Origin of the sequence: Clostridium sp. ATCC 25772 (assembly GCF_001573875.1) — a bacterium.
Classification (GTDB): domain Bacteria; phylum Bacillota; class Clostridia; order Clostridiales; family Clostridiaceae; genus Clostridium_J; species Clostridium_J senegalense.
Genome location: NZ_LFRG01000010.1, coordinates 199313 through 219302 on the forward strand (window position 1 = coordinate 199313; position 19990 = coordinate 219302).

Sequence of the window (19990 nt, forward strand, 5' to 3'; positions counted from 1 at the left end):
ATCTTATATTAAAAGTTTATAGAAAAAAGTTTAAAAACTTATACTAAATTTAAATAAAAGTTAATATTTTTAAAATAAAAGGCTGCGAAAAAATATATTTAATATACTTATTCACAGCCTTTTATTTATATCAATAGATTATAACTCTTAAAAATATATACCATTGATTTTATTTACCAAGACTTCTAACTCTTTCTTCACCACTTACTATTCCTGTGATTTTAACACCAAAATTCTCATCAACTACAACTACTTCGCCATAGGCTATTTTTTTGCCATTAACTAAGATATCCACTGGTTCCTCTGCTAATGTGTCTAACTCTATTAGTGATCCTGTAGTTAATTCTAATACTTCTCTTATATTTTTTCTAGTTTTACCAAGCACAACAGATACTTCTAGTGGTACATCTAGTATTAAATCTATATTATTTGGCATACTTGTAGTTGGTCTATTATTCAATTGACTAAAGGCAGCTTGTCTAACTTGAACAGGCTCATCATTAGTCTCTATTGATTTTGGTTCATAATCATAGTTAACATTTTCATTTTTCATTTGAATTTCTTCTTTTGTGTTATTTTCTTCCACTACATTTTCTTCTTTAGGCGTAGTTTCTTCTTCTGTTCCCATCATTATAGTTATAATTTTTTGAGCAGTAACTAGTGGTAATACTTGCATAATACTACTGTCTACTAAATCTTCAATATTCATTCTAAATGATATAAATGCAATTTCTTCTTCTTCATTAATTTCTTCTGATAATGGTGATGTTGTTTCATCACAAATACTTGATAATGGTGGTGAAATATTTACTTCTCTTCTGAACATAGTAGCCATAGAAGTAGCAGCCGAACCTATCATTTGATTCATAGCTTCAGATACTGCACTAATTTCTATTTCTGAAAGCTCACTGATTCCATCTACTTTTCCATCTCCACCCATCATAAGGCTTGCAATAACCGCTGCATCGCTTATTTTCATTATTAATAAATTTCCACCCATTATTCCACTAGTAAATTTAACATCTAAAACTACATTTGGCGTTTCAAAGCCTTCTCTTACTTTTCTTAAAGTACTTACTTGTATATTTGGTGTAGTTATATTTACCTTTTTTCCTATAATGGTGGAAAGCGCTGTTGCAGCGGATCCCATAGAAATATTTCCAACTTCACCAAGAAGATCTTTTTCTATATCACTTAAAACTTCCTTTTCTTTTTCCTTTTCACTCTCTTTAGGTGAAGAGTCATTTCCATTTAATAAAGAATCTATTTCTTCTTGTGATAGAAATCCGTTACTCATCGTTCTCCACATCCTCGCTTATATATTCTATTATTTGAACTGCTCTTTGCTTTCCACTTAAGCCAGGTTTACCAATATAAGTCAATTGTTCTTCTACATAAACCTCTGCTGGTGAATCTATATTATTATCTAAAGTTATAACATCTCCTATATTTAAAGATAAGAAATCACTAACTGTTATTTCTGTTTTTCCAAGTATAGATAAAATATCTACATTTACTTTATCTAGTCTATGTCTTACCTTCTTCTTATGCTCATTTGCTAGTTCGTCATCATTGCTAAACCAATATCTAATTACGAGCTTATCTAAAACTTTCTCTATACTAAGATATGGTATACAAATATTCATAAACATAGTAGTGCTAAACATTTCAACGGTAAATGTTATAAGAGCAACTGGCTCATTAGGCGCTAGAGTTTGATTTAATGCTGGATTTGTTTCTATTTCTTGAATTTCTGGTTGTACGTCTAAAACATCTTCCCATGCTAATTTCAAATTTGATACTAATCCACTATTTAAAACTTTAATAAGTTTCTTTTCTATTTCTGTAAGCTCCTTTAATTTAGGCTTTTTATAACCTGAACCTCCTGCTAAAACATCATACATTCTAAGAACAAATTCTGCATTAGTTTCAAGTAATATATCTCCACTTAATGGTGGCATTTTAAAAAGTGTAAGCACTGTAGGATTTGGTATAGAGTGAATAAACTCTTCATAAGTTATTTGCTGAACACTTTCTACATTAACTTTTATATTACTTCTAAGTTGTGCAGTTAAATAATTAGAAATTATTCTACTGTAATTGTCATGAACAAGCTCTAAAGTTCTTATATGATCTTTAGTAAATTTTTGAGGCCTTCTAAAATCATAAGGTTTTACTTTAACTTTCTCTTCCTTCACTTCCAATGAATCTGCCTCTAAATCTCCAGAAGATAAAGCAAGCAAAAGAGCATCTATTTCTCTTTGAGATAATACTTCTGACATTACTCTACCTCATTCCTATATTCGTAGATTTTATATATTTATTTTATCAAAATCTAATAAAGTTATAATTCTATCTTTTAAATTAATTACACCTTTTATAAATACTTTTTCCTTATCACTAACTACTCTTTCTACAGAACCATCTTCTACTTCTAACACCTCATCTACTGAATCTACTGTAATACCAACAGCCTCATCTTCTAGATTTAATATTATAATATTTTGTTCCTCGGTATTAGCTGATTTCATATTTAATACTAAGTTTATATCTAAAATTGTAATTATAATCCCTCTTAAATTTATAAGCCCTTTTATATGACTTGGTGCCTTGGGTACTAATGTGATGTTCATCATATCACATATACTTTGAACTTTGCTAGTTTCAACAGCAAATTGTTCATCCCCAATCCTAAAAACAACAACTTGCATTGCTAGTCCCCCTATCCAATTACTTTATTTATAGCTTCTAATACTCTATCTGCTTGGAAAGGCTTAACTATAAAATCTTTTGCACCTGCTCTTATAGCATCCATAACCATGCTTTGTTGACCCATTGCACTACACATTACTATTTTGGCATTTGGATCAAACTCTTTTATAGCTTTTACAGCTTCTATCCCATCCATATCCGGCATAGTTATATCCATTGTAACCACATCTGGTTTCTCAGATTTATAAAGTTCTACAGCCTTTATTCCATTTGGTGCTTCTCCTACTACTTCAAATCCATTCTTTTCAAGAATGTCCTTTATCATCATTCTCATAAATGTTGCGTCATCAACTATTAATACTTTAGCCATTTAAATTTCCCTCCATTATTCCTAAAGATTTCAATATTTTTTCTAATGAGCCAGGCATAGGAATATAATAAAAATGCCCGTTTAATGTTTCGTTTTCTTGAATAAATTCTGTTTCAATATCTAAAACAGACTCTCCATATTGACCAGCTTCCATAAATGTTGTTGAAAGTATAGCCCCTATCATATCACTAGCCACTGCTGGCACAGAAAGCGTTAAGCTCAAATTTGTAAGTGATGCAATGGCATTTATATAAGTGGATGAAATTATATTGCCAACCTCGGCTAAAACCGATAGTCCCATTTCATTTACTTCATCTCCACATTGGCCACAAAGACTACTTATTATATCCAAAAGAGAGTTTTCATCTATTATGAATAACATATTTCCTGGTGCATCACCAAGCACTCTAATTACAACTGCATAGACTAAATCTTCAGCATCATTTTCAAATATTTCTTCGTAAGGTATTAAATTTACTTTAGGAAAAGTTATATCAACCTTTTTATTTAAAAGATTAGATAATGCTGTTGCAGAATTTCCTATTCCTATATTTCCTACTTCCCTTAGTGCATCTAACTGGAGATCAGTTAGCTTCGTATATTCCAAATTTTAAGCACCTCCTTATATCAATGATGCAACATCTAGTATTAATGTTACTAATCCATCTCCTAAAATTGTAGCACCTATATATTCATTTAAATTCTTTAATGTCTTGCCAAAAGGTTTGATTACTATTTCCTGTTGGCCTAATAATGAATCTACAAGTAAGCCAACTTCCCTTTCTCCCACCTTAGTCATCACTACATATTTTTTCCCATGATCATCTTCTGGAATGTTTAATTTTTCATTAACTCTTATAAGATTAACTATATTATCGTTATAAATTATTACCTCTTTATTGTTTGTCTTTTTAGTTAATTCTTTCTTATATTCAACAACTCTATCTATATATCCTAAAGATATTGCCATTGTTTCAGATCCTACTTTTACAAGTAATGCCTGTATGATTTGAAGTGTAAGTGGAAGTCTTATAATAAAACTTGTTCCCTTACCTAATTCACTTATAGCATCTACAGTTCCTCCTAATGCAGCAATTTTAGTTTTTACTACATCCATACCAACACCTCTGCCTGATATGTCTGTAACTACTTCATTAGTACTAAATCCTTGGCTAAATATTAAATTTTTGATATCATTTTCGCTCATACCTTCTGTAGTTATTCCTACACTTTCAGCCTTAGCTCTAATTTTTTCAACATTTAATCCTTTTCCATCGTCTTCAACTTTGATTACAGCCTTAGTTCCTTCTGGATATGCTATAAGTTTTATTTTTCCATTTGGATTTTTACCTGCTTTAATTCTTTCTTCTGGACTTTCTATCCCATGGTCTGCTGCATTTCTTAGAAGGTGAATTAATGGTTCCCCAATTTCTTCTATAACTGTTCTATCAAGTTCAGTATCTTGTCCCAATATTTCAAGATCAATTTCCTTGCCTAATTCTATAGACAAGTCTCTTATCATCCTTGGAAATCTATTAAATACAGCATCTAATGGTAACATTCTTATTTTCATAACTAAGTCTTGTAAATCAGATGTACTTCTAGCTACTTGTTCTAAAGTTTCATTTAATTCTGGTATTTTATGATTTAAACTTATTTGTTCTAGTCTCGTTCTATGAATTACAAGTTCCGAAACCATATTCATAAATTTATCTAATCTTTCCAAATCTACTCTTACTGATTGTCCAACTGTTCTGCCCTTAGGATGTTTGTCTGAATTATGCTTATCATTATTTGTTTTCTTACTCTTAACATCCTTACCTTTTTCTATTTCTTTGTTTATTTCTTTTATTTTCTCTACTTTATTTGTAATTTCTTTTGGTTTTAAATTTTTTATATTTTTTTCATTATTAGTTTCTGAAATACTAACGATTTCTACACTTTTAACTTCCGATATTTTAAATAATATATCTTTAGTTTCTTTTTCAGTTTTCTTAGTAATATAAGTTAGTTCTATATTATAATCAAAATTTTCTGCCTCTAAATCTTCTGATGCAGGTATTGATTTTATAACCTCTCCATGGACCTCTAACTCTTGCATTATTATAAATACTCTTGCTGATTTTAATAATGTTCCTTCATCTAACTCAATACTTATATTAAGGGCATTAAATCCAACTTGCTTAGCTTGTTTTATAACATCCATATCATATTCTGATAAGCTATAATTTAAGCAATCACTATTAACACCATTTTTAACTTCTTCTTTATTTTTATCTGTTTTCACATCTGAAACTTCAACTATTCTTACTTCTGAAATATCCTCTATTAAACCTTTTATAATTTCTTTATTTTCTTTTGTTATATATGCAAAGTTTATATCCAAATCAAAATCTTCAATTTCTAAATCTTCTAAAATAGGTTGTGTTTTTATAATTTCTCCATGCTCTTCTAAAGCCTGCATTATTACAAATGCTCTTGCTGACTTTAAAATTGTCCCATCATCTAATTTCACATAAATACTATAAGCATTAAAGCCAGAATCCTTAGCTTGTTTAATTACATTTAAATCATATTCATTGAATTGAAGTTGATTTGCTACATCACAAACTGCCTCCATTGATTTTCCCTCTGTATTTTCAGCAGTCTCTTTAGCTTCATCGCTTTGTTTTTTATTACCTATATCTTCTAATTGATGAACTATATCTGATATATCATAATCTAATTCTTCACCATCAGCAATAGTGTTTATCATATTCTCCAAATTATCTAGGCATCTAAATAATACTGTTACAACCTTTGGAGTTACATTTAATTCTCCTTCTCTAAACTTAGATAAAACATCCTCCATTTTATGAGTAAGTTCTGCTATAGTATTATATCCCATAGTCGCAGCCATACCTTTTATAGTATGTGCTACCCTAAATATTTCATTTAACCTTTCTTTATCATTAGGTTCTTGCTCTAAAATAAGGAGACTTTCATTTAAAGTTTGAAGATTATCCATTGATTCTTCTAAAAACATTGAAAGGTATTGTGACGTATCCATATTATTCCTCCTTAAAGCTTCCTATAAATAAAAGTGGATACTTTTTCAAAATTGAAAGCCTTATAATTATATATACTTTCCGTAGCCCCTACAAAAAGTATCCCACCTTTTTTTAAGGATCTACTAAATTTATCATAAATTCTATCTTTTATATCTTGATTAAAGTATATTACTACATTTCTACAAATTATTATGTCAAAATTACTTTCATAATTTTCTAAAATAAGGTCATGTTTTTTAAATGTTATCATTTTCTTTAATTTATTATCTATAACATAACTTTTATCATGACTTTTAAAATATTTTTTTAACAGCTGTGATGGTACATTCTTAATCTCTAAGCTAGTATATTCACCTTTTTTTGCTTTGTTTAATATATTATTATCAATATCTGTTGCTATAATTTTATGATTAACTCCTGGTGATATATCATCTAATATCATAGCTAAGGAATATGGCTCTGCACCAAGAGAACATGCTGCACTCCAAATTTTTAGTGGAGACTTATAGTTCAAGTTATTTTTTATAACATCCTTAAACTCGTCGAAAATTTCAGGATTTCTAAAAAATTCCGTTACATTTATAGTTAAATAATCTAAGAATTTTTCTCTTTGAATTTTATCAGTTTTTAGCATTGTTATATATTCTTCTATTGAACTTGCGCCTACTCTAGTCATTAAACTTTGGATTCTTCTATGCAATTGATTAGATTTATATGCCGTTAAATCTATTTGCAGCTCTCTTTTTACCCAAATTTCAAGCGGTTTAAAATCCATTACTTTAGTCAACTCCTCTAACTACTTTTGTTATTCTGCTTGATACATAATGTAATGGTAATACCTCATCTACTTTATTAGTTTCAAAAGCAGCTTTAGGCATACCATATATTATGCAAGTTGACTCATCTTCTGCCATAGTATAACCACCTCTATTTTTAACCTCTATTGTTCCATTGGCTCCATCTTTACCCATTCCCGTTAAAACAACACTTAATAACTTACTTCCATAAACTTTTGATGCTGATATAAAAAGTCTATCTACAGCTGGTTTAACACCACAAACTGGAGAAGTATCTGTAAGTCTTATATAATTTCCTTCTACCTCCATATGATATCCTGCCCTTGCAACATAAACAACATTTTCTTCTATACGCATTCTATCTTCAGCCTCAACAACTTTCAAATTACTTCCCCTATCTAATCTCTCTGCAAAAGCTTTAGTAAAACCAACAGGCATATGCTGAACAACAAAAATTGGAACTCCTAAGTTTTCAGGTAGTCCTGTAATAACACTGTACAATGCTTTAGGACCTCCTGTAGATGCTCCTATTACTACTGCATTTATATCTTTATGGTTAGTTTCCTTTTTTCTAAGTCTTTCCATAAAATTTAAATTCGTCTTATTTCTTGTTGATATAGATTTAATTGTTCTTTTTTCATTTCTTATCTTTTTTATTAAATCATCCTTAACAGTATCTATATCTAATGAAATTGCTCCTGATGGTTTACATACAAAATCAAAGGCTCCAAGAGCAAGACAGTCCATAGTAATTTCAGCCCCATCTTTAGTTAATGAACTTAACATTATTATTTTCGAAGCTATTTTCTTTTCTTTTAGCACTTTTAATGTAGAAATTCCATCTAAAATTGGCATTTCTATATCTAAAGTAATTACATCCGGTGTAATTACTTCTAGTTTTTTTAAAAGTTCCTCACCATTTCTAGCTATAGCAACTACCTCCATGTCTTCTTGCTCATTTATCATATCAGATATTATTTTTCTCATAAGAGCGGAATCATCAACTACTATAACCTTTATTTTCCTGTCCATTAACTATCACCTCTAATAATAAACTTTAAATATCCTTAATGCCTAAACCTATTGTTTTCACTTGAAGTACTCCATTCTCTGTATTTAAGGTGATAGTTCTTCCTTTATTTCCACCTACATCTTCTGACTCAATTGGAATTTTATATTTTTTAAGCATTTCCTTAACAGCTTTTGCGTTTCTATCGCCGATATCCATGTTCATATTTTTGTCTGCAAAACTAAACATAGATGCTCCCCCTGCAATTTTTGCTTTTAAAAACTTTTCATTTGCTCCTGCATTTTTCATCTTATCTACCAATATAGGTATAGCTAGGTCTGCAAATTTAAGCTTATTAGTAATTTTAGTGAACTTAGTACTATCTGGAAGCATTATATGGGCAAGTCCACCAATTTTAGAGTATTTATCAAAAAGTGCTATACCTATACATGATCCAAGACCTATTGTTATTAATCGATCTGGATTTTTTCCTATATTCAAGTCTCCTATACCAATTTTTATATCTTTTTTTTCCATAGTTTCACCTAATATACAAGTTCTTTTTCTTCATCTGATAATATATTGGAAAGAGATAAAAATATTATTATCCTATCTTTTTCTTTTATTAAACCTTGAATATATCTTTTTGATATATCAGATGCTATATCTGGAGCAACTTCAATATTATTAACACTAATAGGTTTTACTTCCGATACTGAATCAACTATTATTCCTATTTTTCGTTCGGCATCCCTTACTACTATTATTTTTAGCTCATCTTTAATTTTTTCACCATGTTTATTAAATTTATCCGAAAGTGATATTACTGGAAGTATGCTTCCTTCATAATTTATAATGCCTTTTAAAAAATTCGGTGCATCTGGTAATTCTGTAGGTTCTTCATAAATTAAAATTCTCTCTACATCCATAATATTCTCGGCATAAAATTGATCCCCTATTGAGAAAATTAGCATCTTTATTTCTTCATTCATTTTTTCACCCTCTATAACTTTAATTTTTCAACACATATTTCATCATCTTTATCTAAATAAACGTGAATATCTTTACTTGGTTCTTCTAATACATATTTTTTATTCCCAATTATAAACTTAGTGTTATAATAAGCCATAGCTACATATATATGTCCTTTATCTTTAACTTTCAATACATTCATAACACCATTAGGTGTTCCTACTATTTTAGCTTTTATTTCATTTTCAGCACTTATAACTCCGCCTCTAATTGTACTTTTATCATTTATAAAATATATGCTATCTAAAGAACTAACATTAGATTTATATATTCCTTTTCCATCAATATAAATATTTCCTGTGACACCAATATTACAATCTTGCGCATAAGTTATATACATATCACACCTTTTATATATTTTGCTACTTAATTCTTCTATTTTTTCTTTTAATAATTTCTCCATATAAATTACTTCATTTATAGTTTTAAAGTTATCAAAATAACAATTACACATTTTTACGGAAACAAATTTATATAAATCACACTGTATATCCTTTTGACTTTTCATTGAATTAATTAAATTATAAATATCCATATTAAAGTTTTTAAATCTGGCATCAATAATTGCATTTATTAAATCTTTTTCTTTGATTTGATTAGCTAAATTATTGCTACTATTTATTTTATAAAGATTTTCGCAAAGGTTGAATATTTTTTCATGAATTTTTTCCACCTGCTCTATATATTTAGAGTAGTCTGCACCAATATTTCCACCTAATATATTTGATGATATAATATTACCTTTTACTTCTATATCTCCTTCTGCATTTAACGCTCCTCTTAAAACGTTGCCATGAATAATTATACTATTTCCACTTTCAACCTTCATATCATCTTTAACATTGCCATGAACTATAACATCACCTATAAACCTTATATTACCTTTTGATATATCTACATCACCATCAACATTAAAAACCTCTTCAACAGAAAATGTGTTGCTTCTGAGGTAAGGTTTCCCGCTTATTGTGGCATATGCTCTATTTCCAACAATATTCACACCTTTTCCATTTTTTATGGTTTTAATTTTTCTTTTTGGTGGTTTAATTACTTGTCCATAAACATTAAAACCTATCTTCCCATTTTTACCTATCTTCAACTCACCAATTAAATCACCGGATTCTACAGTTTCCACTTCTCCTATAGATTTAAAATCAACTCTTCCATTATCATCTTCAACTAACTTCTTTTCATCCATTACATTAAAATATGCTTTGATTTCATCATCTATAGGTTTAATTGGCTCTTTCCCTATTGCTATACTAATGCTTTCTATAATATCGTTTTCACAACAATATTTTATAGCTTCATTATCTAATCCATAAATTATCCCTAATTTATTAAGTTCCATAGTCAATTCTGATTCAGTATATCTAGGTGCTGTCAATTCTCCTATTACCTCTATTGTTGGTCGTAGTATTGGTGAAATTTGAGAATCCTTAATTTTATATAGATTACATTTTTCTTCTTTTATTGTAACTTTTGCTTCTATTTTATCTTCTGATATCTCTATATTTAGATGCCTTTTTGGTTTTTCTTGATTTTTAATAGTAAATTCCACTACATTTTCTTGAAAAACTTCTACAGGTTCTGTAATAATTTTGCTATCAATTTTTATTTCTACTTCTGGTGATGGTAAAATTCTAGCCGGTAATTTTCCTTCTTCAGGATTTAGAACAAAAATTTTATTATTTTCTACCTTTATAACACCTAACCCATTTGTTTTTACTTCCACCATAAATCCCCCCAAATTAAAGTTAACCTAGAGGATTTTAAACGATTTTTCAGACTATAATAATTCTATTAAAGTTTATAACTTTTCTACTTTAGTCATATTCAACTAAATAATAGATTAAATATACTTTATAATTCTAATCTATTATTTTTTTTCATATGCCTAAATTATCGTCAAAATCCCCTATTACTTTATATATTCCCCTAAAAAATTACTAACTTATATCTTTTTTTATTAATTCATCAAACTTATTTTTTATATCATTTATTATTTTATTCTTTTGTGAATTTATTTTTAACTCATCTATACTTTTTATTGGCAATACCTTTGGAGATGTACCTGATATAAACGCCCCTTCTATTTTATCTAACTGTTTATAATATAATTCCTTCTCTTCTATTTCAAGACCTAATTCGTTACAACACTGAATTATTTTCATTCTTGTTATGCCTGGTAGCACCTTACTTCCTGGCGATGTTACAATTTTACCATCTATAACCATAAATATGTTAGACCTACTACCTTCTGTAATGTATCCATTTCTATCTACTAATATGGCTTCATAAGAATTACTTTCGTCTAGTTTTCTATTAACCCTTTCTCTAAATGTGTCATTTATTACTTTTGCGTTAGGATTTTCTCTTTCTCCAAAATATAATATTGTTTTTACACCATTAATATACAAATCTTGTGAAGGATAGCTATGTGGTATAAAAAACATATATCTATCGCTATTATCTAATATGATTTTAACATTTCCTTCTGTTACATTATTTACTTTTACTAATTTTTCTATTTCATCTTTTATAATTTCCGTAGTTACGACACAATTGCTATCTGTAATTTTCACAGAATTTATTAACCTTTCTATATGCTCCTTTAAAAATAAAGGTTTCTTATTTATAATTCTTATAACTTCATAAATTTGCTTTGATGATACTGGTTTTATTACTTCAAATTCATCTGTATTTTTTATATCTCCATTATATAGAATATATTCATTAGAAATTTTAACCATTACTGTAACACTCCCTACTTCCATTTTAGTATTTGCAACTTATCATGTTTCCTTTTGTAATTTATTAAATAGCCATTTCCAACTAAATTCAATAAAGGTAAGTCTGATAATGAATCAGAAAACATATATGAATTTTTAAAATCTACCTCTATACCTTCTTTTTCTATTTCCTCCATTAACCTTTTAACCTTTTCTTCACCTTTGCAATTTACACCATCTATTATTGGTCTATGAATGCTATTTTCCACTTTAAATTTAGTACCTATAACTTTATCTACTTCTTTTATTTTATAAAATTCATTTATATAAAATTCAGCTGAAGCGGATATTAAATAAATTTTACATCCCTCTTTTTTTAATTTTTTCATCATATCAATAGCATCTTGATAAAGTATATTACAAAGTCTTTTCTCATAAAAATCTTTAACAATCTCCTGCATTTCATCTTCTTTAATTCCATCTATGAATCTTATAAACGTTTCTTTTGATTTTCCTGCATCCTTTAATCTTAACGCAAATAATAATGTGGATATTATATTCCTTGGTGCATATGTTATAAATTTAGGATTTTTCTTTATCATAAACATATAAAGTTCTAAAAGTGTTTCTCTTTTCGTTATAGTATAATCAATATCAAAAATAGCTAATTTCTCCATATCTTTCTCCTGACAAACAATATTTTTTTTGCTAAATATTTTTAAAATGAATTTTCAAAATAATCTATCTATAAATACTATAAAAGTTAATAAGTACTATATAATTATTATTTTCCTTTATATTATTATAAAATAAAAAAGTCGTTTTGATAACGACTTTTTACTTTTTTAATTAATTTTGTTCTGTAATTGATTTTTCGTAATATTTTTTAGCTGCATCGTACTCTTCATCATCTGGAACTACTAATTCCCCAACTTCATCGTCTCCAACAACTTTAAATAAATATACTGAACCATCATTTGGATTTTGAACTAATGCAAATTCATTTTCATTAAAAACGAATCCATCTACTATCTCACATATTATAGTGTTTCCTTCTTCATCCTCTAATGCAACTGTTAAAACTTCGTGATCTTCACATCCGCATCCACAACCTTCATTTTCATGGTTATGTCCACATCCGCAACCTTCGTTTTCATTACTATGTCCGCCACATCCACAGCCTTCGTGTTTTACTTCATTCTCTTGGTTATCGCATCCACAGCCGCATCCGCAATCTTTATTATCATTCATATTTAACACCTCCTATATGGTTATATTCTAATTGTACCCTTAATTTAACTTTTTTAAAAGCTTTTTTAATAAAAATATATATATTATAAAATATACATAATTTTCATAACAAATATTACTTTATTTACACTAACTAAGAATATATAAACTCTATATTTAAACTCTATATAGGGAAATAAGCTCAAATTTTTGTTATCAGTTGAGAAAAATAAGTGCAAATATATTTAGTTATGAATTATGAATTATGAATTTAGGATGAAAGTGGCAACCACTTTCTGAAAATAATTTTAAAAAATCTATCAATATAATTTGATTTGAAAGTTTATAAAAAGATACGTTGAGAATTATTAGGAACGAAGTGAGTAGTAATAACCACAACTGTTAACTATTCACTTTTAACTTTTAACTAAAATAATCTGTTAGTTATTGAAAAAATATTAATTTAAGTTTTCTCATTTGATAAATGAATAAGTTTAAAATTTAATTTGGAATTCTATAGTTTCTTTAGATTTGAATTCTATATAAATGAAAAAGGATTACTCAAACTTTGAGTAATCCTTTTTTATTTAAATTATATTAGATTTGTTGTTCTGCAAGTCTTTTATAATTTTCTCTTCTTTCTTTAGCATCTTGCTCTGTTTTAGCAAATAATGCTTCAGCATCTTCTGGGAATGCTTTTGCTAATGAAGCATATCTAACTTCTCCCATTAGATAATCTTTAAATGATAATGTTGGTTCTTTAGAATCTAAGCTGAATGGGTTTTTACCTTCTTCTTTTAATACTGGGTTATATCTATATAATGCCCAATATCCAGATTGAACAGCTAATTTAGATTCTAATTGAGTAGATCCCATACCTTTTTTGATTCCATGGTTTATACATGGTGCATAACCAATTATTAATGATGGACCATCATATGCTTCTGCTTCTCTTATAGCTTTAAGAGTTTGATTTTGATCAGCTCCCATAGCTACTTGAGCTACATAAACATATCCATAACTCATAGCCATCATTCCTAAATCTTTTTTCTTAGTTCTCTTACCTGCAGCTGCAAATTTAGCTATAGCAGCAGTTGGAGTAGATTTAGAAGATTGACCTCCTGTATTTGAGTAAACTTCTGTATCAAATACAAATACATTTACATTTTCTCCGCTTGCTAATACATGGTCTACTCCACCGTATCCGATGTCGTATGCCCAACCGTCTCCACCGAAGATCCATTGTGATCTTTTAACGAAGAAATCTTTTTTATTATAAACTTCAGCTAAAGCTTCATTTGATTTTTCATTTTCTAATAATGGTAATATTTTAACTGCTAAAGCTTTTGTAGCTTCTGCATCATTTGCATTTTCTAACCATTCTTTTAATAAACCTTTTAATTCTTCACAGATATTAGCTTCAACAACTTCTTTAACTGCTAAAACAAGTTTATCTCTTAATTGGTTAGCTCCTAAGAACATACCTAATCCAAACTCAGCGTTATCTTCGAATAATGAGTTTGCCCAAGCTGGACCTTGACCTTTATGGTTAGTTGTGTATGGAGTTGAAGGTGCACTTCCTCCCCAGATTGATGAACATCCAGTAGCATTAGCTATCATCATTCTATCTCCGAATAATTGTGTTATAAGTTTTGCATATGGAGTTTCTCCACATCCTGCACAAGCACCACTGAACTCTAGAAGTGGAGTTTCAAATTGGCTACCTTTAACACTGTTTACTCCCATTGGATTTTCAGCTTTTGCTGGTAAGTTTTTAACTGCAAAATCCCAAACTTCTTTTTCTTTTTCTTGAGTTGCGAAAGGTTTCATAACTAAAGCTTTTTCTTTTGCTGGACAAACTTGAGCACAGTTTCCACATCCAGTACAATCTTCAAGTGCTACTGTCATTGCAAATTTTAATCCTTCAAATGCTTTTCCGCCTTTAGCATCTACAATTTTCATATTTTCTGGAGCACCTTCAAATGCTTCTTCTTTAGCAACATATGGTCTTATAGTCGCATGTGGACATACATAAGCACATTGGTTACATTGAATACAATTTTCTGGTATCCATTCTGGAATATTGATTCCTATTGCTCTTTTCTCATATGCAGCTGTTCCTGGTTCAAATGTACCATCTTCTATACCTGCGAAGGCACTAACTGGTAAATTATCTCCTTCTTGTCTGTTCATAACATCTACAATGTTTTTAACGAAATCAGGTTTTTCTTGAATTGGAAGAGCTTCATCTTGAGCATCTTTCCAAGAAGCTGAAACTTCTACTTTAACAATAGATTCAATTCCTTTATCTATAGCATCATGGTTCATTTTTACAACTTTTTCACCTTTTTTGCCATATGATTTAATAACAGCATCTTTTAAGTGTTTAACTGCTTCTTCAGTTGGAATAATTTTTGATAATTCAAAGAACGCAGCTTGCATTATCATGTTTATTCTTCCACCTAAACCTAAATCTTGAGCTATTTTAACAGCATTGATTGTATAGAAGTTTATGTTATGTGCTGCAATATATCTCTTCATTGAAGCTGGTAAATGTTTTTCTAATTCTTCTTGATTCCAGATGCAGTTTAATAAGAATGTTCCATTATCTTTTATTCCTGCTAGAACATCATACTTATTAACATATGATTGGTTATGACATCCAACATAGTCTGCAGCATTTATTAAGTATGGTGATTTGATTGGTTTCTTACCAAATCTTAAGTGAGAAACTGTTATACCACCAGATTTTTTAGAGTCATATGCAAAGTATGCTTGAGCATACATATCTGTATTGTCTCCAATTATTTTTATAGCACTTTTGTTAGCTCCAACTGTACCATCTGATCCAAGACCCCAGAATTTACAAGCTGTAGTTCCTTTATCTGCAACTTGTATACTTCTTGATACTTCTAATGAAGTAAATGTTACATCATCATTTATTCCTATTGTGAAACCGTTTTTTAATTCATCATTTTTTAAGTGATCAAATACAGTTACTATATGATCTGGAGTAGTGTCTTTTGAACCTAGTCCATATCTTCCACCTATTATAGCTGGTTTATTTTCACAATCATAATATGCATTTCTTATATCTTGATATAATGGTTCTCCAGCTGATCCTGGTTCTTTAGTTCTGTCAAGAACTGCTACTTTTTTAACAGTTTTTGGCATATGTTTAAAGAAATGATCTAATGAGAATGGTCTAAATAAACGTACTTTTAATAATCCAACTTTTTCACCTTGAGTTGCTAAGTAATCTATTGTTTCTTCTACAACATCACAAACTGAACCCATTGCAACTATTACTCTATCAGCATCTTCTGCACCATAGTAGTTAAATACATGGTAATCTGTTCCTATTTCTTTGTTTACTTTTTCCATATATTTTTCAACTAATTCTGGAACAGCTTGATAAAATTTATTTGAAGCTTCTCTAGTTTGGAAGTACACATCAGGGTTTTGAGCTGTACCTCTTGTTACTGGATTATTTGGATTTAATCCTCTATTTCTAAATGCTTCTACAGCATCTTTATCTACAAATTTTTCTAATGTTTCATAATCCCAAGCTTCTATTTTTTGAATTTCATGTGAAGTTCTAAATCCATCAAAGAAATTTAAGAATGGAACTCTTCCTTCAATTGCTACTAAGTGAGCAACTGGAGCTAAATCCATAACTTCTTGAACGCTATTGTTTGCAAGTAAAGCAAATCCTGTTTGTCTTGCAGCCATTACGTCTTGGTGATCTCCAAATATTGATAATGCTTGTGCTGCTAATGCTCTAGCAGTTACATGGAATACTCCTGGTAATAATTCCCCTGCTATTTTATACATGTTAGGAACCATAAGTAGTAATCCTTGAGAAGCTGTAAATGTAGTTGTTAATGCTCCTCCTTGTAATGATCCGTGAACCGCACCTGCTGCACCTGCCTCAGATTGCATTTCCATCATTTTTACAGTTTGCCCAAAAATATTTTTTCTACCTTGCGCAGCCCACTCATCGCAGTGCTCTGCCATTGGTGATGATGGTGTTATTGGATATATAGCAGCTACATCAGTGTAAGCATAAGCTACGTGAGCAGCAGCAGTATTTCCATCCATAGTTTTCATTTGTCTCATTGTCCAAACCTTCTTTCTTAATATCTATTATTATAATAATTTTTTTCGCTATTTGGTTAATTCCTATCTTTTTTTTTAATTGTCTAAAATAATAACATAGTAATTATCTGATAATCATTATCCATGTCATCAAAAAAAATTTTAGGATAATACCTCGAAACAACTCAATTTTTATAATATTTTTACTAAAAATAGCATTTTATACAGCTTTCATAATCTATGATAATGCTATACCACTTAAATTTCAAGTGCTTAAAGGCCATTTTCATTGTTATATTTTTAACTATTTGTATTTTCTATACACCCAATTGCAGGTATGGATACATCGAACTTCTTTTTTTCTAAATTGTCTTTCAATTCACAAAGTGCTGTTTCCTTTCCATGAACTAAAAATATTTTCTTAGGTTTAGTTTTAAAATTACATACCCATTTTTCCAAACTATTTTTATCAGCATGGCCAGATAACCCCTGCAAATTGTATATATTGCAATTAATTTCTAACTCTTCTTTTAATATACAAATATTTCTTTTTCCACCTAAAATATGCCCACCGATTGTGTCATAACCCTGAGCACAAACAAAAACTAAAGAGCTATTTTCGTCCTCTATATTATTTTTTATATGATGTACAATCCTTCCCCCTTCGCAATCACCACTAGAAGATATTATAACTATACCTTTCTTATTTTTTAGTTTTTTTGATTCTTCTAATTCCTCTATGAAGTGGAGATTTTTGAACTGAAAAGGATTATCTCCTTCATTTAAAAATTTTTTTGCCTCCTTATCAAAATATTTTTTATTATTTTCAAAAATTTTAGTAATCTTAGTAGCCATAGGGCTATCCACATATATATCTATGTTGTAATCTTTTTCAGTTTCTATAAATTTGTTTAAAGTATATATTATTTCTTGAGTTCTTCCTAATGAAAATGCAGGTATAATTACATTCCCATTTTTAGAAATAGTTTTCTTTATAATCTCCATTAAAAAATCAAATTCATCTCTTTTAACATTGTGAATTTTATCACCATATGTACCTTCTAGTATTAAATAATCACTGCTATATATTTTTTGGGGATCATCAACTATTAATAAATTATCATTTCCAACGTCCCCGCTATACACTAGTTTTATATTATTTTCATCATTTATTATAATTTCGCATATAGCAGAACCTAAAACATGTCCTGCATCTCTAAATATCAACGATACATCTTCGTTGATAATAATTTTTTCTTCATAGTCATATCCTATAAATTTTTCAAAATATATTTCACTTTTACTTTTTTCATCCTTATCACATGAATTTTCTATATCTGATAATAATACCTTACAAAGTTCTACTGTTGGTTTTGTGCATATAACATTACCCTTAAATCCTTGCTCATATAGTTTTGGAATTCTTCCACTATGGTCTAAATGAGCATGGGATAATATTACCGCAGATATTTCTTTAGGGTTGAACATAAACTCATCATTATTAAATTCTTTTAAATCTTTTCCTTGAAATAAACCGCAATCTAATAATATTTTAGTGTCACTCACTTCTAACAAATGACATGAACCGGTTATACACTTAGCGGCTCCACAAAATTTAATTTTCATACTAACCCCTCTTTTATACTTATTTTTATAATAAATTAACTTTTAATTCATATATCTTTTTTATTCAAAAATATATTTTCCAAATAACATTTTCTTTATACAAAATAAGATAGTACTTTAAAATATAAAGTACTATCTTATTTTGTATTTTAAGTTTTATATACTACATTTCTCTATTAATTCTATTATATTATCAACACTGTTTTTAACTTCACTCTTATTCATATTTTCAATGTATTTATCTTTATTACTGTTTAATTCTTTTATTTTTTCTAATAATATTTTTGAATTTAATTCTTCTTCTTCTAAAACCATACTATACCCATCTTTTTCAAAAGATCTAGCATTTAAAATTTGATCACCTCTACTAGCTCTAGCTGAAAGTGGTATAAGTAAATTTGGTTTTTTTAGTGCTAAAATTTCAAATATAACATTAGCGCCAGCACGTGATATTACTAATGAAGAGATTTTCATCAAATGTGGCAATTCTTCTTTTACATATTCAAATTGAACATATCCATCTTTTTTTATTGTATTATCTATATTTCCTTTTCCACATACATGTACTAAATTGAATTCTTTTAATAACTCATCTAAATTTTCTCTTATAGAATCATTTATAAATTTTGATCCTAAACTTCCACCGATAATTAAAATTATAGGTTTTTCATCCTTAAACCCACATATTCTTTTCCCTTCTATTTTGCTTCCATTTAGAATTTCTTCTCTTATAGGAAGTCCTGTTAATACACCTTTAGATTTCTCTATATGATTTAAAGCTTCTTTAAATGTAACACAAATTTTAGAACAATATGGCATAGATATTTTATTTGCAAGTCCTGGTGTCATATCAGCCTCATGAATTATAACAGGTATTTTTCTCATTTTTGCAGCTAAAACAACTGGTACTGATACAAATCCACCTTTTGAAAAAATTATATTTGGTTTTTCTTGCTTTAATATTTTTTTTGCATCAAAAATTCCCTTTATAACCTTGAATGGATCCGAAAAATTTTTAAAATCAAAATATCTTCTTAGTTTTCCACTAGATATTATATGATATTTTATGTTTTCTGCTTCAATAAGTCTTCTTTCAATTCCATCTTTAGTTCCTATGTACTCTATATCATAACCTAATTCTTTTAACTTTGGCATAAGAGCTATATTAGGTGTAACGTGACCTGCAGTTCCACCACCAGTTAAAATTATTTTTTTACTACTCAAAATATTTCCTCCTACCTTTTCTATTAATTATTTTTTTAATTCATATCTTAATCTTTAATATACCTAAAACCTATAATTTTTAAATGCATGATATTTTTAAAAATTATCCT

General features: G+C 28.8%; 17 protein-coding genes. All 17 read right to left on the reverse strand.

Annotated elements, in window-relative coordinates:
- Nucleotides 1–169 precede the first annotated feature (169 nt).
- Nucleotides 170–1297, reverse strand: coding sequence for a flagellar motor switch phosphatase FliY (gene fliY / locus AZI32_RS05630; protein ID WP_061994917.1), 1128 nt, complete (start codon nt 1295–1297; stop codon nt 170–172).
- Nucleotides 1290–2282 carry a flagellar motor switch protein FliM gene (gene fliM, locus AZI32_RS05635; protein WP_061994918.1) on the reverse strand — a complete coding sequence of 331 codons (993 nt, stop codon included), beginning with the start codon at nt 2280–2282 and terminating at the stop codon, nt 1290–1292. The genes fliY and fliM overlap by 8 nt, the downstream gene beginning before the upstream one ends.
- Nucleotides 2283–2312: 30 nt before the next feature.
- Nucleotides 2313–2711: a chemotaxis protein CheW gene (locus tag AZI32_RS05640; protein ID WP_010292448.1), complete on the reverse strand. Its 399-nt coding sequence runs from the start codon at nt 2709–2711 to the stop codon at nt 2313–2315.
- Between the two features lie 11 nt (nt 2712–2722).
- A complete protein-coding gene (locus tag AZI32_RS05645) occupies nt 2723–3082 on the reverse strand; it encodes a response regulator (protein ID WP_061994919.1) in 360 nt (119 codons plus the stop codon).
- The gene (locus AZI32_RS05650) at nt 3075–3689 is read right to left on the reverse strand and encodes a chemotaxis protein CheC (RefSeq protein WP_061994920.1); all 615 of its coding nucleotides are present in this window, start codon (nt 3687–3689) and stop codon (nt 3075–3077) included. The genes AZI32_RS05645 and AZI32_RS05650 overlap by 8 nt, the downstream gene beginning before the upstream one ends.
- Nucleotides 3690–3704: 15 nt before the next feature.
- Nucleotides 3705–6131: a chemotaxis protein CheW gene (locus AZI32_RS05655; RefSeq protein WP_061994921.1), complete on the reverse strand. Its 2427-nt coding sequence runs from the start codon at nt 6129–6131 to the stop codon at nt 3705–3707.
- Nucleotides 6132–6142: 11 nt separating this feature from the next.
- On the reverse strand, nt 6143–6907 hold the full coding sequence (locus AZI32_RS05660) for a protein-glutamate O-methyltransferase CheR (RefSeq protein WP_061994922.1): 765 nt from the start codon (nt 6905–6907) through the stop codon (nt 6143–6145).
- A gap of 4 nt (nt 6908–6911) precedes the next feature.
- Complete coding sequence (locus AZI32_RS05665) at nt 6912–7961, reverse strand: chemotaxis response regulator protein-glutamate methylesterase (protein WP_061994923.1); 1050 nt, start codon at nt 7959–7961, stop codon at nt 6912–6914.
- A 25-nt stretch (nt 7962–7986) separates the two neighbouring features.
- On the reverse strand, nt 7987–8475 hold the full coding sequence (locus AZI32_RS05670) for a chemotaxis protein CheD (protein WP_061994924.1): 489 nt from the start codon (nt 8473–8475) through the stop codon (nt 7987–7989).
- Between the two features lie 8 nt (nt 8476–8483).
- Entirely contained in the window at nt 8484–8930 is a 447-nt protein-coding gene (locus AZI32_RS05675; RefSeq protein WP_061994925.1) for a chemotaxis protein CheW, read from the reverse strand.
- An 11-nt stretch (nt 8931–8941) separates the two neighbouring features.
- Complete coding sequence (locus AZI32_RS05680) at nt 8942–10705, reverse strand: FapA family protein (protein WP_162266735.1); 1764 nt, start codon at nt 10703–10705, stop codon at nt 8942–8944.
- Between the two features lie 214 nt (nt 10706–10919).
- Nucleotides 10920–11723 (reverse strand): aminotransferase class IV, encoded by an 804-nt coding sequence (locus AZI32_RS05685; RefSeq protein WP_061994927.1) that lies wholly within the window; start codon nt 11721–11723, stop codon nt 10920–10922.
- Between the two features lie 14 nt (nt 11724–11737).
- Entirely contained in the window at nt 11738–12379 is a 642-nt protein-coding gene (locus tag AZI32_RS05690) for an HAD-IB family hydrolase (RefSeq protein ID WP_061994928.1), read from the reverse strand.
- 172 nt (nt 12380–12551) lie between these two features.
- Nucleotides 12552–12953 (reverse strand): DUF1292 domain-containing protein, encoded by a 402-nt coding sequence (locus AZI32_RS05695; RefSeq protein WP_061994929.1) that lies wholly within the window; start codon nt 12951–12953, stop codon nt 12552–12554.
- Between the two features lie 576 nt (nt 12954–13529).
- Complete coding sequence (gene nifJ, locus AZI32_RS05700; protein ID WP_061994930.1) at nt 13530–17051, reverse strand: pyruvate:ferredoxin (flavodoxin) oxidoreductase; 3522 nt, start codon at nt 17049–17051, stop codon at nt 13530–13532.
- A gap of 279 nt (nt 17052–17330) precedes the next feature.
- A complete protein-coding gene (locus AZI32_RS05705; RefSeq protein WP_061994931.1) occupies nt 17331–18656 on the reverse strand; it encodes an MBL fold metallo-hydrolase in 1326 nt (441 codons plus the stop codon).
- A 156-nt stretch (nt 18657–18812) separates the two neighbouring features.
- On the reverse strand, nt 18813–19880 hold the full coding sequence (locus tag AZI32_RS05710; protein ID WP_061994932.1) for an undecaprenyldiphospho-muramoylpentapeptide beta-N-acetylglucosaminyltransferase: 1068 nt from the start codon (nt 19878–19880) through the stop codon (nt 18813–18815).
- Nucleotides 19881–19990 lie beyond the last annotated feature (110 nt).

Coding starts and splice junctions, on each gene's coding strand:
- fliY (WP_061994917.1), bottom strand. CDS start 1,297: ATGAGTAACGGATTTCTATCACAAGAAGAAATAGATTCTTTATTAAAT.
- fliM (WP_061994918.1), bottom strand. CDS start 2,282: ATGTCAGAAGTATTATCTCAAAGAGAAATAGATGCTCTTTTGCTTGCT.
- AZI32_RS05640 (WP_010292448.1), bottom strand. CDS start 2,711: ATGCAAGTTGTTGTTTTTAGGATTGGGGATGAACAATTTGCTGTTGAA.
- AZI32_RS05645 (WP_061994919.1), bottom strand. CDS start 3,082: ATGGCTAAAGTATTAATAGTTGATGACGCAACATTTATGAGAATGATG.
- AZI32_RS05655 (WP_061994921.1), bottom strand. CDS start 6,131: ATGGATACGTCACAATACCTTTCAATGTTTTTAGAAGAATCAATGGAT.
- AZI32_RS05660 (WP_061994922.1), bottom strand. CDS start 6,907: ATGGATTTTAAACCGCTTGAAATTTGGGTAAAAAGAGAGCTGCAAATA.
- AZI32_RS05665 (WP_061994923.1), bottom strand. CDS start 7,961: ATGGACAGGAAAATAAAGGTTATAGTAGTTGATGATTCCGCTCTTATG.
- AZI32_RS05670 (WP_061994924.1), bottom strand. CDS start 8,475: ATGGAAAAAAAAGATATAAAAATTGGTATAGGAGACTTGAATATAGGA.
- AZI32_RS05675 (WP_061994925.1), bottom strand. CDS start 8,930: ATGAATGAAGAAATAAAGATGCTAATTTTCTCAATAGGGGATCAATTT.
- AZI32_RS05685 (WP_061994927.1), bottom strand. CDS start 11,723: ATGGTTAAAATTTCTAATGAATATATTCTATATAATGGAGATATAAAA.
- AZI32_RS05690 (WP_061994928.1), bottom strand. CDS start 12,379: ATGGAGAAATTAGCTATTTTTGATATTGATTATACTATAACGAAAAGA.
- AZI32_RS05695 (WP_061994929.1), bottom strand. CDS start 12,953: ATGAATGATAATAAAGATTGCGGATGCGGCTGTGGATGCGATAACCAA.
- nifJ (WP_061994930.1), bottom strand. CDS start 17,051: ATGAGACAAATGAAAACTATGGATGGAAATACTGCTGCTGCTCACGTA.
- AZI32_RS05705 (WP_061994931.1), bottom strand. CDS start 18,656: ATGAAAATTAAATTTTGTGGAGCCGCTAAGTGTATAACCGGTTCATGT.